Genomic DNA, 15,752 nt, shown 5'->3' with positions numbered 1-15,752 from the left:
CATGTCTGAAAATAAAACAGCACTAGTCATCGGTGGAGGGCTCGGCGGCCTGTCCGCAGCAATCACATTGAAGCAGAAGGGGTTCGATGTGTCGCTCTACGAAAAGAATGATCATCTCGGCGGCAAGCTGAACCGCCATGAACAGGATGGATTCGGATTTGACTTGGGCCCATCGCTCCTTACCATGCCCTATATTTTCGAGCGTCTTTTTTCAGGCAGTGGTAAAAGTATGAAGGACTATGTCGAAATCAGTGAAGTCCCAATGCAGTGGCGGTCATTTTTCACAGATGGCACCCACATCGATCTTTATGCGGACCTTGAAAAGATGGCACAGAAAAACCCCCAACTCACCAATGAAGATATTGCAGAGTACAGTGATTTTCTCGCCTATGCCGGTAAGATCGATCGTCTGACCCTGCCCGGATACTTCGAAAAAGGCTTTGACGATATCCGCTCCATCATCCGTTTCCACGGACCGCTCACGGCTCTCCGCGGCTTTGATTATTTCTCCAGCATGCAGCAGGGCATCAACAGGCATGTCAGTCATCCTCATATGCGCGATATGCTCGGTTATTTCATCAAGTATGTCGGTTCAAGCGCCTATCGTGCACCAGCTGTCCTCAATATGATGGCACACATGCAGCATGAACAGGGCGTATGGTATGTCAAAGGCGGCCTGCACAGACTTGCCGAAGGGATTGCCCGGCTGGCGCGAGATATCGGCGTAGATATACATACCGGCCACTCGATCAGGACCGCCATAACCGATGGGAGTGGACATATCCAATATATCGTGCTCTCAGATGGCAGCAGGAGAAGTGCCGATTACATCATCTCCAATATGGAAGTATTGCCGTTCTATCGCCATGTGCTGGATCAACCTCCGCGTAATATGGCGAAACTGGAGAATAAATTTGAGCCGGCAAGCTCAGGACTTGTACTCCACCTTGGCATAGACCGGACCTATCCACAGCTTGGTCACCACAACTTCTTCTTCTCGGCAGACTCCAGGAAGAACTATAGGGAAGTGTTCGAGGAAAAGGTTCTGCCGACGGACCCGACCATATACCTCGTCAACACAAATAAGACCGATGCCGAACAGGCACCGGCCGGGCATGAAAACCTGAAAATACTCCCCCATATCCCTCCGCTCCAGAAAAAGGAATACACCAAGGCCGACTATCTTGCATTCAGGGAGATCGTACTTGAAAAACTGGAGAAGATGGGGCTCGATGGCCTACGTGATCATATCGTTTCAGAGTATATGCTCACACCCCACGATATCGAATCCCTCTATTTTTCAGATCACGGGGCAATCTACGGAACGGTCTCCGACCGAAGAAAGAACAAGGGATTCAAGCATCCGAAGCAGTCAAAACATATTGATAACCTTTATTTCGTCGGTGGAACTGTGAATCCTGGAGGCGGCATGCCGATGGTCACATTAAGCGGCCAGCAGGTCGGGGCGATGATTTCAGAAAAAGAAAGAAGCGGCAGATAGCATGATCTGGCATCTCATCTGGATTCTTCTCCTTACAATATGCCTCATCTCTGGCTTCCTCATCTATAGAAACCCCCGTTTCATCGGCAGCAGCCGCTCGACTGAAGAAAATATCAGCATCATCATCCCCGCCCGGAATGAAGCCCATAACCTCACGGCGCTGCTCGACAGCATCCATATGCAGACGTATAAAAATTGGGAAGTCATCATCGCAGACGACGGATCGACGGATGGCACACGCAGAGTAGGCGAAGCATCCGGTGCAACAGTGATCGATGTGCCGGAGGATGAATGGCGGGGCAAGAGTCATGCCTGCCACTATGCGGCCAGGCATGCCCGATATGGGATCCTCATCTTCATGGATGCGGATACTGCATTTACCGATGCCGATTCACTCTCCCGCATCAGGAGGCAATATCATCTGCAGGAGGATAGGGGGGTCCTGTCGATACAGCCGTTCCATCAGACGGTACGGTTCTACGAAACTTTGTCGGCAATCTTCAATATCGTCACCATCACAGGAATGAACATCTTCTCGGCTTTTGGTGAAAGGATGCAGACCAGTACGGTATTTGGCCCCTTCCTCATGACAAATAGAAGAGACTACGCGGCCACTGGCGGCCATATGAATGCAAAGGAAACACTGATAGAGGGCATGGGCATCTACAGAGGATACCATGATGTGGATCTGCCGATCACCCTCTACATGGGGCACGGCGTATTGCAGTTCAGAATGTATCCGGAAGGGCTGCACTCCGTGGTCAAAGGGTGGCAGAAGCATATTGCCTCGGGCGCCGAAAATACCGAAGCTTCAGTTATGGCTCTGATCATGCTGTGGCTCAGTGGAACAATCATTGCGCCTATCTATCTGGTGACTACAGCCATATGGCATATCGAGACCCTCCTCCTGCCTTCTGCATTCTATATATTCTATGCACTGCAGTTCATGTGGATGGCAAGAAAGGTGATACGCCTCCCATGGTACAGCCACATTCTCTATCCCTTGTATTCACTATTCTTTTTCCATGTATATGCACGGTCTTTCATACAGACTCATATAACGAAGAAAGTGGAGTGGAAGGACCGAAAGATCGATTTGAAAAAGCGGAAATGATATTCCCCGGGAAATAATAAATGGAGAGTCCTAGGACTCTCCATTTTTCTTCTTCTCTTTAAAACTATGCGCTCCCTTAAGAATGCCGATGACACCTTCAGTACTGTAGTTCAGATCTTCGGTGATCGTTTTGAAGCCGACATTCTTGTTTCCGTCTATATGATAGAGGACGACATCATCATCCGTAATGGAATCCGATTCGGAAGCATCTACTTCAGTAATTTCATGATCGTCTATGAACAGGTTGAACCAGTAGTATGTGTAGTTTTCGTCAAATAGTATATGGTGCTTGATCTCAGGTTCAACACGACGTCTCTTCTTGTCACTGTCGATCGGGTATGGGAACATCTTTACATTCTTGAGCCCGAATTCCTGTGACATTTCATTGAAGGCCAGGTGGTTGAAAGTATATGACCGCGTTGTCAGCAGACACTGATTATATGGTGTCAGGTCTGTCTGTATGCGCTCATCTTCAGAGAGCAGGTTACCATCAAACGTCTCCAACCCGCGTTCCTTGGCCCGTTTTGGATTGGAATTGAGAAGATCCGATATGAGTACAGGAATCTCATGATCCTGCAGACGTTCTGCGAGTTCAAGAGAAAATCTGTTTTCCCCGATGATGATGACGCCTGGAGCTTCTGTACTTGAAAGTTTGAGGAATTTGCTCAACGGTTTGAAGCTGAAGCCATAGATGACCACTGTTACAAAGACGAATCCAAATGTCACCGGCACAATATGATCTGCCATCTCGACCTCCTGGGCGATGAAAAGTCCCGCAAAGAACTCCGCCACTGCCAGGGCAACGATGCCCCTCGGCGCTACAAAAGAAACGAATGCACGCTCCTTGAAGGCAATCCCTGAGTTTATTGTCGATAGAAGGATGTATGCCGGGCGTATTATGAGGATCATGACAATACAGAAGATGACCAGCTGCCAGCTGATGACTTCATTGAGCACTTCCCTGGTCAATGACGAAGTGATCAGTATGAAGACTGTGGAAACCAGTATGAGTGTCATCTCATCAATGAAATGATCTGATTCCTTGTAGATCAGACTATGATTTTTGAGTCTTGCCATCACAAGCCCGAATATCGTGACAGCGAGCAGTCCGGATTCATGAAGCACTGCATCACTGAGGCTGAAGATGAGCAGTATGAAGACGAATTGGACCGGGGCCATCAGGTTCTGTGGGACGAAATCCCATTTTATCAGCCATCTGAAAAGATAGGATGCACCAAAGCCAAGGACGAAGGCCACCGCAAATCCGAGGATATACTCCATGAAATATCCCAGCCCGAATCCTTGATCTATCATCTGGAAAACATAAAAAGCAAATAGGGCAAATAACGGACCCACAGGGTCCAGAATGATGCTTTCCCATTTCAATATCGAGTTTACGGAGTTCTTCACCTTCGCTTGCTTGAGCAATGGCTGGATGACAGTGGGGCCTGTCACAATGAACAGTCCGCCGAGTACAAATGAAATGGATAACGGCAAGTCCAATATGAAGTACATGGCCAGTGCGCCCATTACCCAGGCCAGTACAGCACCGATGGTGATGATCCTCGCAATCGCCTTGGAAACACCAGGAAGCTCCCGGTAATCCAGGTTGCTGCTGCCTTCAAACAAGATGATGGCGACCGCAAGCGATACGATTGTGCTGAAGAGTTCGCTCCCCATCATCTGCTCCGGGTTGACCAGCTGGAATATTGGACCGACGAGCAGTCCTGCGATGGACATGACCACAATCGCCGGCCATTTGATCATTGCCGCCACCCACTGGCTCAGTATGCCGAGACCGATGAACAATACGATCAGCAGCATTAATGGCACTTCTATATTCATTGCACTCACCCTTTCTCCCGTTGAGCAAAATATCATCTAATGTAAAAGTACAGCAAAAGCATAAAAAAAGACAGATACAAAGCCTGTAGAGGATTTTGTATCTGTTCTTTACCCTATTATTTCTATTTTACAATCATAACAGGAATATTCGCACGTTTTGCCACTTTGTGGCTGACGCTTCCAAGCACCATTTCCTGGAGGCTGTTCAGTCCTCTTGTACCAAGTACGACTACATCGTAATCCCCGGAGTTTGCGACTTTCACTACTGCTTCCTTCGGTTCTCCATGTTCGAATGCCGTCTCATAATTGATGCCGTTTTCTTCGAAAAAGTTTGTTATATCCGAAATTTTCTCCAGACGCTCACGCTCCAGGCTCTTGCTGTTGGAGCCGTGCAGCACATCAGATTTGGAATCCGAATATCCGATTACATTTAAGATCGTGACTGTTGCCCCTTCATTGTAGAACTTCCTGATTTCCTGTGCTGCCCTGAAGCTGTTCTCGGAGCCATCTGCAGCGAGTAATATTGATTTGTACATCATTGACCCTCCCTATACCAGTTCTTCTTTATTAATCATACTGAGTTCGTTGATGATTTTACGGCTGTCCTTATTCAAGTTTCTAATGTATACCTGATTATCCTTCCGCCTCATTTTGGTGATCATCGTATCGATCGCATCGACACCAGAGTCATCCCAGATATGTGCATTTGTAAAATCGAGTTCAATCATCCTGTGCTCATCATCGAGATCGATCTGGTTCATCATCGTGTCTACAGAGGCGAAGAAGACCTGACCATCGATGTGGTAGTTCACTTCATTCCCCGACTCAGTCTTCTCCACTTCAACATTGGAAATCTTCGTCGCAAAGAAGAGGGCACTGAGTATGACCCCGGCGACCACACCGATGGCCAGGTTGTGTGTCATCAGCACGATTGAAACGGTCACGACCATGACGACGACATCCGTCCTCGGGGCTCTCGTCATATACTTGAATGAACCCCAATCGAACGTTCCGATCGACACCATGACCATGATGCCTGCCAGAATCGGCATCGGCACCTGAACGACGAGGTCGCCAAGGACGATGATGAGGAAGATCAGCACCATCCCCGCAGTAAAGGTGGACAAACGTGTCGTTGCACCAGACCTTACGTTGATGATGGACTGGCCGATCATTGCACATCCTCCCATGCCGCCGAAGAAGCCGGCGATGATGTTGGATATACCCTGACCACGGGATTCACGGTTCTTGCTGCTGTAGGAGTCTGTGGCATCATCGACGATCTTCGCGGTAAGCAGACTTTCCACCAGACCAACGATTGCCATTGAAATCGAGAATGGCAGGATGATCCGGAGTGTTTCCAATGTGTACGGAACATCCGGAATGATGAAACTTGGGAGTGAACGCTCGATGGCTCCAAGGTCTCCTACAGTCCTGACATCGGCACCCATGTACAGATATAGCGCCGTCAGCACGACAATGGCGATGAGTGGTGCCGGTACCGCCTTGAAGAAACGCGGAACAACATAGACGATGAGCAGTGTTACGCCTACATAGAGGTAAGTGGAAATTGAAATCCCAAAGATGTGTTCGATCTGTGACATGAATATCATGATGGCAAGTGCATTGACGAAGCCGAGCATCACCGATTTCGGTATGAACTTCATCAGTTTCCCAATCTTAAGTATACCGAGGATCAGCTGGATCAGTCCCATGAGCAGCGTTGCAGCCAGCAGATATTCGACTCCATATTCCCTGACCAGTGGGGTTACCAGCAGGGCGATTGCCCCCGTTGCGGCGGATATCATGGCTGGGCGGCCGCCCAGTATCGAAATGGATACCGCTATGATGAATGAGGCATACAATCCGACCATCGGATCGACCCCTGCGATGATCGAGAAGGCGATCGCTTCCGGAATAAGGGCAAGCGCCACTACAATACCGGCCAGAATATTCGTTTTTGGATCAGTGAGCCATTCTTTCTTTAAAGTCTCTATCATTTTTTACGCTCCTATTTTATAATCATAGAGCCTATTATAATCACTGAAGTTTCAAATGTATACCCCTTTTTGAAATTATAAGTGATATAGTTGAAATCTAGGAGTGTGTAATATGAACTATGGATATGCCCGGCCAGTGGAACTCATCGACTCCATGGACGCGCAGGAGCAGAAATTGGCAGAACATGCCGAAAAACTGTACCTGGAAGACCATAATGACAATAAAAAACGGACACAGCTCAATGCCCTGCTGTCAGCAATGAAGGCTGGCGACACCCTTTATGTGACAGATCTTTTCATATTGGCGGATTCCACAAAACAGCTCGTCGACCTGGTCAATACAGCGTCTGCCAAGGAAACAGCCATCATTATACTGAACAAGGGACTCTCCATAGATTCGGAGACCTCCCTCACCTTCAGCGCTTCACTCAACCTCATCTCCGAATTCCAGAGTGACATCGTCAAGTTCAGAACCCGTCTCGGCATGACCGAGGCATCATCCAAAGGCAAGCCGCTTGGCCGTCCGAAACGCAGTGATGATAACATTAAAAAAGCGATAGAGATGTACATGTCGAAAAAGTTCACACTTGATGAAATCAAGAAAGAGACGAATATCAGTCGTGCGACACTCTACCGCCACCTCGACCTGTAGATGAATATGGAGGAAGGACATTATGTCCTTCCTCTATACTTTTCTCATGTGCCCCTGTATCACCGCACTCTTGCCCTGATGCATCCTGCCCTCGTTGCGTCGGAGGATCTCTTCCTTGAGAGTCACGATTTCGACGTTGTATTTTTCAAGCTCCCGTCTAAGACCCTCCACATCATAGAGCATATGGATGTCCTTTGGCCCGCCTGTCTGGAATTCTATCTGCCGCTTCGAATACAGTTCAAAGACGATCTCTCCACCCGGCTTCACTGTCCCCACCAAATTTTTGATCATTTCTTCCTTGCCGTCCGATGGCACATGTCCGAAGACATTGATGCTGATGTCATACTCACCCTGAGGCAGTGCATCCGTCTCCGTAATATCGACAAGATGGGTTGTGACAACAACTCCCGCCTCCTGTGCCAATCTCCGGGTTTTATCTAGACCCACCCGTGAGTAGTCAAAGGCAGTGACATCATATCCAAGGTTCGCCATATATACAGCATTGCGTCCCTCACCTTCAGCGAGCATTGCAACTTTTCCATGTCCCTCTTTATCAAAGATGGACTTTATCCATTCATTCGGTTCCTTCCCATAGATGTATTCCTCTTCGTCAAACTTCTCGTCCCAATGATTCATGCAGATCCTTCTCCTTTCTTTCTTCCCTTACTCCATCAATCCTCTTCTACCCTGATGTCACCTATAATAATTGAGCAAAGGGCTGTAGAAAAGAGAGCAATCAATATCTTTGAATACACTTCCGGAGACCTCTAGAATATTAACCGTGAAAGTATTTCAATTGGAGGAATATCATATGAAGAATGAACAGATTGTTCTCGCAAAAAGGCCTGAAGGTGTGCCCGGGGATGATGTATTCAGATTTGAAGATATCGATGTGAGGGAGCCATCCGATGGAGAAGTGATGATCAGACCAATATATGTATCCGTCGACCCGTATATGCGTGGACGCATGTCCGATGCCAAGTCGTATGTCGCACCATTCGAAATCGACAAGCCGTTCCACGGCCATGTAGTCGGTGAAATAATGAAATCGAAGAATGATGCATTCGAAAAAGGTGATCATGTTGTCGGCGTACTGCCATGGCAGCGTTATATCACCGTTACACCGGATAATGTATCAAAAATCCAGAATACGGATGTACCGCTTCACCTCTACTTGAGCACCCTCGGCATGACCGGCCAGACAGCCTACCATGGCCTGCTGAAAATCGGCCAGCCTAAAGAGGGGGAAACGGTCGTCGTCTCTGCCGCTTCAGGTGCTGTCGGGTCCGCCGTTGGCCAGATTGCCAAAATAAAAGGCGCACGTGTCGTAGGCATCGCCGGCGGAGAAGAGAAGGTCAACTATCTGACTGAGACCCTCGGTTTTGATGCCGGTGTCGATTATAAGGCGGATGATTTTGCTGAGACATTTGAAGCTGCAGTGCCTGACGGTGTCGACGTCTACTTTGAGAACGTCGGCGGAGAGGTCTCTGATGTCGTGCTCGAGCACCTGAACACATTTGCCCGTGTACCGGTATGCGGTACCATCTCCAGCTACAACAACAGGGAGGATGACATCGGACCGCGCATCCAATGGATCCTCGTCAAGACGCAGGCGTTGATGCAGGGATTCATCGTCGGCAATTATGCAGATGACTTCGAGTCTGCAGGCAGACAGCTTGCCGAATGGGTGCAGGAAGGCAGAATCCACACGGAAGTGACTGTGGAAGAAGGATTCGAAAACATTCCGGGTGCCTTCAGGAATCTCTTCGAAGGCAAGAACCTGGGCAAACAGGTAGTGAAAATAGAAGGATAGACAAAGAAGACGCACCCCTCGGTGCGTCTTCTTTTGCTTTAACCATAATCCATTACTGTCCCACTTTCCAAAGAGTGGGGGACATCGATGACCCTTTGATTGAGTGACCCGCGAAAAGGGATGTTAGGCCGGTAGAGCCGGTCTACGAAAGGGCCGTCGACCAGTACATCCACCTCTTTAAGCATCAGGTGCCGCCTTGGATCATTTACCAGATATTCGAACATGAACCCGCTCCAGACCCAAATCGACTTTGTCCTTTCAAAACGGGCACGGAACCGGCTGATGATTTCAGTCGCAAGGGCCATATTGCAGAAAGGCTCGCCGCCCAAGATGCTGAGCCCCTCAATATAGTCCGCTTCGCAGTATGCAAGGATGTCTTCTATCGCATCTTCCGTACATAATTCACCGTACGTGAACCTTTGGGCGTGAAGGTTATAGCATCCCGGGCAGCTGAAAGGGCAGCCTGAGAGATAGATGCTGCATCGCACCCCCTCACCATCGACGAAGCTGCGCGGCTCCACTTTGGCAAGATGATGACGTCCTTCATAGATCTTCAAAGCCTGCATCATGAATCACTCATATGCTTGACACGGGCCTTGATTTCCTTATGCCGCCCCTCGATCGTCGGTCGGTTTACAGGATTGCCCAGGTAGCCGCATGTGCGTTTGACGACATCAACGGTATCAGGATCCTGATTGCCGCAGTTCGGGCATCTGAATCCATTTTCCGTCGTTTCGAAGTCACCATCATAGTGGCATTCATAGCAGTGGTCGATCGGTGTATTGGTGCCCAGGTATCCTACTTTGTCATAGGAATAATCCCAAACCGCTTCCAGAGCTTTGAGGTTATGCGTCATCTTCGGATACTCGCAGTAGTGGATGAAGCCGCCACTCGCAATTTCAGGGTAGTCCTTTTCAAATTCGATCTTCTCAAACGGCGTTATATCCTTACGGACATCATAGTGGAATGAGTTCTGGTAGTATCCCTTATCCGTTATATGCTCGATATCGCCAAACCGCTTCTGATCCAGGCGGCAGAAACGATCTGTCAGAGATTCACTCGGTGTACCGTACACGCTGAAGAATATATCATAATCCTCTGTCCATTCCAGCTGGTACTGTTTCATCTCCTTCAGTATTTCAATTGTGAACGCCTTGGCCCGTGGGTCGCTCTCCCAATCCGGCCCGTAGAATACCGTCGCCGCTTCATAAAGGCCTATATATCCCATCGACAGTGTACAACGCTTATTTCTAAAAACATCCATCACATCCTCACCCGGTTCAAGCCGGATGCCGAAAGCGCCGCTCTTATAAAGGATCGGAGCGTTGTCGCTGACTACCGATTTGAGACGTTCGACCCTGCTCAGTAGGGCATCATGCATCAGCCACATCTTCTCATGGAAAATCTCCCAGAAGGTGGCTTCATCCCCGCCAGATTCAATCGCGATCCTTGGTACATTGAGCGTGACGACACCCAGGTTTGCGCGTCCACTGTTGATGAAGGTGCCGGACGCATCCTGCCAGCTCGGGAGGAATGAACGGCAGCCCATCGGTGCCTTGAAATCACCGAGCAGCTCCACAGTCCTGTCATAGTTCAGGATATCCGGATACATCCGTTTCGCAGAGCATTCCAGGGCCAGCTGTTTGATGTCGTAATTCGGATCCTCCGGAAAGAAGTTGACACCCTTTCGGATGGAGAAGACCAATTTCGGGAAGATCGCCGTGAACTTCTGATCACCGATGCCTTCGATACGCGTATTGAGTATCGCACGCTGGATATACCTGCTGTATTTGTCGGTACCAAGGCCGAAACCGATTGTGACGAAAGGCGTCTGCCCATTTGACGTGTAGAGGGTATTGATCTCATACTCAAGGCTCTGTATGGCATCTTTTACGTCTTTCTTCACACGTGCTTCCACATATGCTTCAATCTTGTCCTCCTGCACGTATTCCTGCGCTACAGCACGATGATGCACTTCGTTCTTCTCTGCATAGGCGCTCAACACTTCATCTATCCGGTCTACTGTACAGCCTCCATATTGGCTGCTGGAGACATTCGCGATGATCTGTACAATCTGTGCTGTTGCCGTCTGTATCGACTTTGGGGAGACCACTTTCGCATTGCCCATCTGGAATCCCTTCGCAAGCATTCCCTTTATATCGATCAGGCAGCAGTTCGTCATCGGCTGGAAGGGATGGTAGTCAAGGTCATGAAAATGTATATCCCCTTCAGCGTGTGCTTTTGCGACATGTTCCGGCAGCATCCGCTCCAATGCAAATGATTTGGCGACGACACCGGCGATCAAATCCCTGAAAGTGTTGAAGGTTCTGCTGTCCTTGTTCGCATTCTCATGCACAATCGATGGGTCGAACTCCAGCAGTTGTGCAATGTCATTATCCAATGTATTCATAAGATCACTCCAGACGCTATATATTGTGCTTCATACAGAAAGCTAACACAATATATTGTCTTTTTAGATCTTTCGAATGCATTGTCTAATTTCCGACAAAAAGATATGAAGGATTATTGAAACATAAAAAATACGTCTTCCCATCGGAAGACGCATTTTTCATTAGGCAAATATACCGTCTATTTTTTCTATATCAGATTGCGTCAGTTCAACTTCCGCCGCTTTGATGTTGGACCTGATCTGTTCACCATTCTTGGCTCCCGGAATGAGGACATCGACAGAAGGGCGGGTCAAATAGAAGGCCAGGACGATATGGGCGACTTCTTCCCCTTTTTCAGCCGCAATTTCCTTGAGCTGATCGACTTTCTTCAAGTTTTCCCTGAACTGGTCCTCCTTATAGAAGGGCAGGTTCGCCCGGAGATCCTCGAACTTCGTATTCTCGTCATATTTGCCTGCGAGGAGCCCTGCAGCCAGCGGGAAGTATGGAATGAAGGTAATCTGATGCTCTGCCGTATATTTCAGCAGATCCTCCTCGGCAGAGCGGTCGAGCAGGTTGTACTGACCCTGATAGACATCCACATGACCGTCCTTATCGGCTTCCTTCAGCTGTTCAAAGGAGAAGTTGGAGACACCGATGGCACGTATCTTGCCCGCTTCCTTCAATTCCGCAAGTGCCTGAACCGCTTTATCCTTCGGCGTCTCCTCATCCGGAGAATGGATGTAGAAGAGATCGATGTAGTCCGTCTGCAGACGCTCTAATGCTTCATCCACCGCCTGCTTGAGGAACTCCGGTGAATTGTCGAGGGTCGTATTGCCATCTTCATCCATCCGATGGGCAGCCTTTGTCGCCACCACGACATCCTCACGCCTGTATTCCTTCAGCACCTCACCAATCAGCTCCTCGGAACGTTTCGGCCCATACATATGGGCTGTATCAATCAGAGTGACACCGGCATCGATGGCGTCCCTGACCACCTGGCGGCCTTCCTCTTCATCGAGGTTCTTATACAGGTTGTGTCCACCGACTGCATTGGCACCAAGCGCAATCGGATGTACTTTGATTCCTGATTTTCCAAGCTCAACATGCTGTGTCATTACAAACACTCCTTTAATGGGTTTCCACCCCAATCATAGTCATCAGGTATGCCTTATTCAACTCCAGTGCTCAGAAAAAAGCCGGAACACTGGGTTCCGGCTTTCTGGATCTTGTCATGCAGTTACGGGTGTCAGTCCCTTGAAGTCCACAAGCTGGTAGGCCGCCTCGACATCCACATCACTTGGAGGGTCTACATCATTCAATTCATAGGGGACGCCGAGTGCCTGCCATTTGTGGACACCGAGCTGATGATAAGGGAGGATTTCGAACTTCTCGACATTATCCAGTGAATTGATGAATCTGCCGAGATTGATGAGGTCCTCCGCATCATCTGTCAGGCCCGGAACGAGGACATGCCTGATCCAGACAGGCTGATGATGCGCCGCCAGCATTTCTGCAAATTTGAGTATATGGGTATTCGGGCGCTTCGTCAGGCGGATATGCTTTTCATTGTCTATATGCTTCAAGTCGAGGAGTATGAGGTCAGTGTATTTGAGGAGCGCCTCCATGCCTTCCATGAAAGTTTTCGAATCATTTGCGCATCCTGCTGAAGTATCGATGCATGTATGGATCCCTTCAGCCTTCAGCAGTTTGAACAGTTCGGTCAGAAAAGGCAGCTGGAGAAGCGGTTCTCCCCCGCTTACTGTAACGCCCCCGCCTGAAGCTTTGAAGTAGGGGATATAGGGTCTGATCTCCTCGACCATCTCCTCTGCCGTCACCACTCTTGCGGCGCCCCGTGTCTTCCAAGTATCCGGATTATGGCAGAACAGGCACCTGAGCACACATCCCTGTGTAAACAATACGTAGCGCAGACCAGGTCCGTCGAGCGTGCCGAGACTTTCTACAGAATGAAGATTCCCTTTGATCATAATAAACCCCTGCCTCTTTTAATGATTTCTACATTCTTTCGTGGAATGTACGTGCGATGACATCGAGCTGCTGCTCGCGCGTCAGTTTGATGAAGTTCACGGCATATCCGGATACCCGGATGGTCAGCTGTGGATATTCTTCCGGGTGATCCATGGCATCAATCAGCGTCTCCCTGTTGAACACGTTGATGTTCAGGTGGTGGCCGTGCTGCATGGCGTAGCCATCAAGGATGCCGACCAGGTTCAGTTCCTGTATCCGCTCTTCCTTGCCAAGGGATTTAGGTACGATGCTGAATGTGTTTGAGATGCCGTCCCTGCAGCTGTCGTACGGCAGTTTGGCGACGGAAGAGAGGGAAGCGAGCGCCCCTTTCTGATCCCGCCCATGCATCGGGTTCGCACCCGGCGCAAAAGGTTCACCGGCTTTTCGTCCATCCGGTGTATTGCCGGTCTTCTTGCCGTAGACGACATTTGAGGTGATGGTGAGGACGCTCATGGTATGCTCCGAGTCGCGGTATGTCCTATGCTTCCTCAGTTTCGTCATGAAGCGTTCCACGAGTTCGATTGCGATGTCGTCGACCCGCGCATCATTATTGCCGTACTTCGGATAATCGCCTTCAACTTCAAAGTCGACGGCGACACCTTCTTCATTGCGGATCGGTTTCACTGTGGCGTACTTGATGGCCGACAGTGAATCGGCAACGACCGACAGTCCTGCGATGCCTGTCGCCATCGTACGGTGGACATCTGTATCATGCAGCGCCATCTCAATCCTTTCGTAGCTGTACTTATCGTGCATATAGTGGATGACATTCAGGGAATTGATGTAGACTCCAGCGAGCCATTCCATCATTTCGTCGAATTTCCTATCCACTTCACCATAATCAAGCACTTCAGAAGTGACAGGCGAGAACCCAGGAGCGACCTGGACGCCGGATTTTTCATCCCTTCCGCCATTGATTGCGTAGAGCAGGGTCTTGGCCAGGTTCGCACGGGCGCCGAAGAACTGCATCTGCTTCCCGATTCTCATTGCGGACACACAGCATGCGATGCCGTAGTCATCACCATAGCTCTCCCGCATCAGATCATCATTCTCGTATTGGATGGAGCTTGTCTTGATGCTCATTTTTGCACAATAGGTCTTGAAGTTCGCCGGCAGCTGTTCCGACCACAGTACTGTGAGGTTCGGCTCCGGTGCCGGTCCAAGATTGTCGAGTGAATGCAGGAAACGGAATGAGTTTTTCGTCACAAGTGCCCGGCCGTCGATGCCGACGCCGCCAATGGATTCCGTCACCCATGTCGGATCTCCCGAGAACAGCTCGTTATAGTCCGGTGTACGGGCGAACTTTACAAGACGGAGCTTCATGATGAAGTGATCGATGATCTCCTGCACCTCTTCTTCAGTCGCAACACCCGCTGCAAGATCGCGTTCTGCGTAGATGTCGAGGAAAGTCGACGTACGGCCCAGACTCATAGCAGCACCGTTCTGTTCTTTGACCGCTGCAAGATAGGCAAGATATGTCCACTGGACCGCTTCCCTGAAATCTTGTGCCGGACGGCTGAGGTCGAAGCCATATATTTCCCCGAGTGCTTTCAATTCACCCAGTGCACGATACTGTTCCGACATCTCCTCACGCAGACGGATGACATCTTCCGTCATGACGGTCGTCATGCTGTCGAATTCATCCTTCTTCTCCTTCATGAGGAAATCTATGCCGTAAAGCGCCACTCTCCGGTAATCTCCGATGATGCGTCCGCGGCCGTATGCATCAGGCAGTCCTGTAATGATGCCCGCCTTGCGGCATGCCAGCATCTCCTTCGAATAGGCATCGAATACACCCTGGTTATGCGTCTTGCGGTAGTCGGTGAATATGCTCTCCGTCTCCTTGTCGAGCTCATAGCCATAAGCTTCGCATGCCGCTTTCGCCATACGGATGCCGCCGAATGGCTGCATGGAGCGTTTGAATGGGGCATCCGTCTGCACCCCTACAATCGTTTCCAGCTTCTCATCCAGGTAACCCGCATCATGGGAAGTGATCGTCGATACGGTCTTCGTATCCATGTCCCACATGCCGCCACGTTCGCGTTCTTCTTTGGACAATTCCAGCACCTGCTTCCACAGGCGTTCCGTCGCTTCCGTCGGGCCTGACAGAAATTCATCCGTTCCTTCATACAATGTATAGTTCAGCTGGATGAATTCCCTGACATCCACTTTCCTGTTCCAGCGTCCTTCTCTGAAACCTTCCCATGCATCTGTTCTTTGAACTTTTTCCTTCAACATGAACATCCCTCCAAATGATTGTTCAATATATCACAAGTAAAGTATATCATTATCGTGAATTAATTCACATATAATTATAAAAAAGTTGTGTCGATTCTGCGTCGATATTGATTTATCCATTTGTAGAGCTTTCTGGAAATATGAGACAATCAATTAAAATCCACAGGAGGCCTC

13 protein-coding genes are annotated in these 15,752 nt (G+C 49.3%); 4 read left to right on the top strand and 9 right to left on the bottom strand.

Translation table 11 applies throughout. The features are described from left to right. The first annotated feature begins 1 nt into the window (after position 1). Complete coding sequence (locus tag LLU09_RS11445) at positions 2-1,501, top strand: phytoene desaturase family protein (RefSeq protein ID WP_228311842.1); 1,500 nt, start codon at positions 2-4, stop codon at positions 1,499-1,501. A 1-nt stretch (position 1,502) separates the two neighbouring features. Continuing rightward, positions 1,503-2,615: a glycosyltransferase family 2 protein gene (locus tag LLU09_RS11440; RefSeq protein WP_228311841.1), complete on the top strand. Its 1,113-nt coding sequence runs from the start codon at positions 1,503-1,505 to the stop codon at positions 2,613-2,615. 30 nt (positions 2,616-2,645) lie between these two features. Here LLU09_RS11440 and LLU09_RS11435 read toward each other — a convergent pair whose 3' ends face one another. From LLU09_RS11435 to LLU09_RS11425, 3 genes are all read right to left on the bottom strand, one after another. Continuing rightward, entirely contained in the window at positions 2,646-4,460 is a 1,815-nt protein-coding gene (locus LLU09_RS11435; protein ID WP_228311840.1) for a cation:proton antiporter, read from the bottom strand. A gap of 122 nt (positions 4,461-4,582) precedes the next feature. Next, positions 4,583-4,996 (bottom strand): universal stress protein, encoded by a 414-nt coding sequence (locus LLU09_RS11430; protein WP_228311839.1) that lies wholly within the window; start codon positions 4,994-4,996, stop codon positions 4,583-4,585. Between the two features lie 12 nt (positions 4,997-5,008). After that, positions 5,009-6,460: a SulP family inorganic anion transporter gene (locus tag LLU09_RS11425; protein WP_228311838.1), complete on the bottom strand. Its 1,452-nt coding sequence runs from the start codon at positions 6,458-6,460 to the stop codon at positions 5,009-5,011. Between the two features lie 112 nt (positions 6,461-6,572). Between LLU09_RS11425 and LLU09_RS11420 the strand changes: the two genes are divergently transcribed. Continuing rightward, positions 6,573-7,112, top strand: a complete 540-nt coding sequence (locus tag LLU09_RS11420; protein WP_228311837.1) for a recombinase family protein — start codon at positions 6,573-6,575, stop codon at positions 7,110-7,112. 33 nt (positions 7,113-7,145) lie between these two features. On the opposite strand, the gene LLU09_RS11415 is transcribed toward LLU09_RS11420, so the two are convergent. Next, complete coding sequence (locus tag LLU09_RS11415) at positions 7,146-7,748, bottom strand: class I SAM-dependent methyltransferase (protein WP_228311836.1); 603 nt, start codon at positions 7,746-7,748, stop codon at positions 7,146-7,148. Between the two features lie 175 nt (positions 7,749-7,923). Here LLU09_RS11415 and LLU09_RS11410 point away from each other — a divergent pair, with 175 nt between their 5' ends. Beyond that, positions 7,924-8,925: an NADP-dependent oxidoreductase gene (locus LLU09_RS11410; RefSeq protein ID WP_228311835.1), complete on the top strand. Its 1,002-nt coding sequence runs from the start codon at positions 7,924-7,926 to the stop codon at positions 8,923-8,925. 38 nt (positions 8,926-8,963) lie between these two features. Here the strand turns inward: LLU09_RS11410 and nrdG are convergent, their stop codons facing one another. From nrdG to pflB, 5 genes are all read right to left on the bottom strand, one after another. Next, entirely contained in the window at positions 8,964-9,491 is a 528-nt protein-coding gene (gene nrdG, locus LLU09_RS11405) for an anaerobic ribonucleoside-triphosphate reductase activating protein (protein WP_228312033.1), read from the bottom strand. Beyond that, the gene (nrdD, locus tag LLU09_RS11400) at positions 9,491-11,335 is read right to left on the bottom strand and encodes an anaerobic ribonucleoside-triphosphate reductase (protein ID WP_228311834.1); all 1,845 of its coding nucleotides are present in this window, start codon (positions 11,333-11,335) and stop codon (positions 9,491-9,493) included. The genes nrdG and nrdD overlap by 1 nt, the downstream gene beginning before the upstream one ends. A 162-nt stretch (positions 11,336-11,497) precedes the next feature. Further along, on the bottom strand, positions 11,498-12,430 hold the full coding sequence (locus tag LLU09_RS11395; RefSeq protein ID WP_228311833.1) for an aldo/keto reductase: 933 nt from the start codon (positions 12,428-12,430) through the stop codon (positions 11,498-11,500). 114 nt (positions 12,431-12,544) lie between these two features. Further along, positions 12,545-13,300, bottom strand: a complete 756-nt coding sequence (gene pflA / locus LLU09_RS11390; protein ID WP_228311832.1) for a pyruvate formate-lyase-activating protein — start codon at positions 13,298-13,300, stop codon at positions 12,545-12,547. Between the two features lie 28 nt (positions 13,301-13,328). Next, complete coding sequence (pflB, locus tag LLU09_RS11385) at positions 13,329-15,578, bottom strand: formate C-acetyltransferase (protein ID WP_228311831.1); 2,250 nt, start codon at positions 15,576-15,578, stop codon at positions 13,329-13,331. Positions 15,579-15,752: the final 174 nt, after the last annotated feature.

The sequence above is a fragment of the Salinicoccus sp. RF5 genome (genome assembly GCF_020786625.1).
Lineage (GTDB): Bacteria > Bacillota > Bacilli > Staphylococcales > Salinicoccaceae > Salinicoccus.
The sequence above is the reverse complement of the archived record's forward strand: the minus strand, read 5'-3'. Positions and strand labels throughout refer to the sequence as shown.

Coding starts and splice junctions, on each gene's coding strand:
- LLU09_RS11445 (WP_228311842.1), top strand. CDS start 2: ATGTCTGAAAATAAAACAGCACTAGTCATCGGTGGAGGGCTCGGCGGC.
- LLU09_RS11440 (WP_228311841.1), top strand. CDS start 1,503: ATGATCTGGCATCTCATCTGGATTCTTCTCCTTACAATATGCCTCATC.
- LLU09_RS11435 (WP_228311840.1), bottom strand. CDS start 4,460: ATGAATATAGAAGTGCCATTAATGCTGCTGATCGTATTGTTCATCGGT.
- LLU09_RS11430 (WP_228311839.1), bottom strand. CDS start 4,996: ATGTACAAATCAATATTACTCGCTGCAGATGGCTCCGAGAACAGCTTC.
- LLU09_RS11425 (WP_228311838.1), bottom strand. CDS start 6,460: ATGATAGAGACTTTAAAGAAAGAATGGCTCACTGATCCAAAAACGAAT.
- LLU09_RS11420 (WP_228311837.1), top strand. CDS start 6,573: ATGAACTATGGATATGCCCGGCCAGTGGAACTCATCGACTCCATGGAC.
- LLU09_RS11415 (WP_228311836.1), bottom strand. CDS start 7,748: ATGAATCATTGGGACGAGAAGTTTGACGAAGAGGAATACATCTATGGG.
- LLU09_RS11410 (WP_228311835.1), top strand. CDS start 7,924: ATGAAGAATGAACAGATTGTTCTCGCAAAAAGGCCTGAAGGTGTGCCC.
- nrdG (WP_228312033.1), bottom strand. CDS start 9,491: ATGCAGGCTTTGAAGATCTATGAAGGACGTCATCATCTTGCCAAAGTG.
- nrdD (WP_228311834.1), bottom strand. CDS start 11,335: ATGAATACATTGGATAATGACATTGCACAACTGCTGGAGTTCGACCCA.
- LLU09_RS11395 (WP_228311833.1), bottom strand. CDS start 12,430: ATGACACAGCATGTTGAGCTTGGAAAATCAGGAATCAAAGTACATCCG.
- pflA (WP_228311832.1), bottom strand. CDS start 13,300: ATGATCAAAGGGAATCTTCATTCTGTAGAAAGTCTCGGCACGCTCGAC.
- pflB (WP_228311831.1), bottom strand. CDS start 15,578: ATGTTGAAGGAAAAAGTTCAAAGAACAGATGCATGGGAAGGTTTCAGA.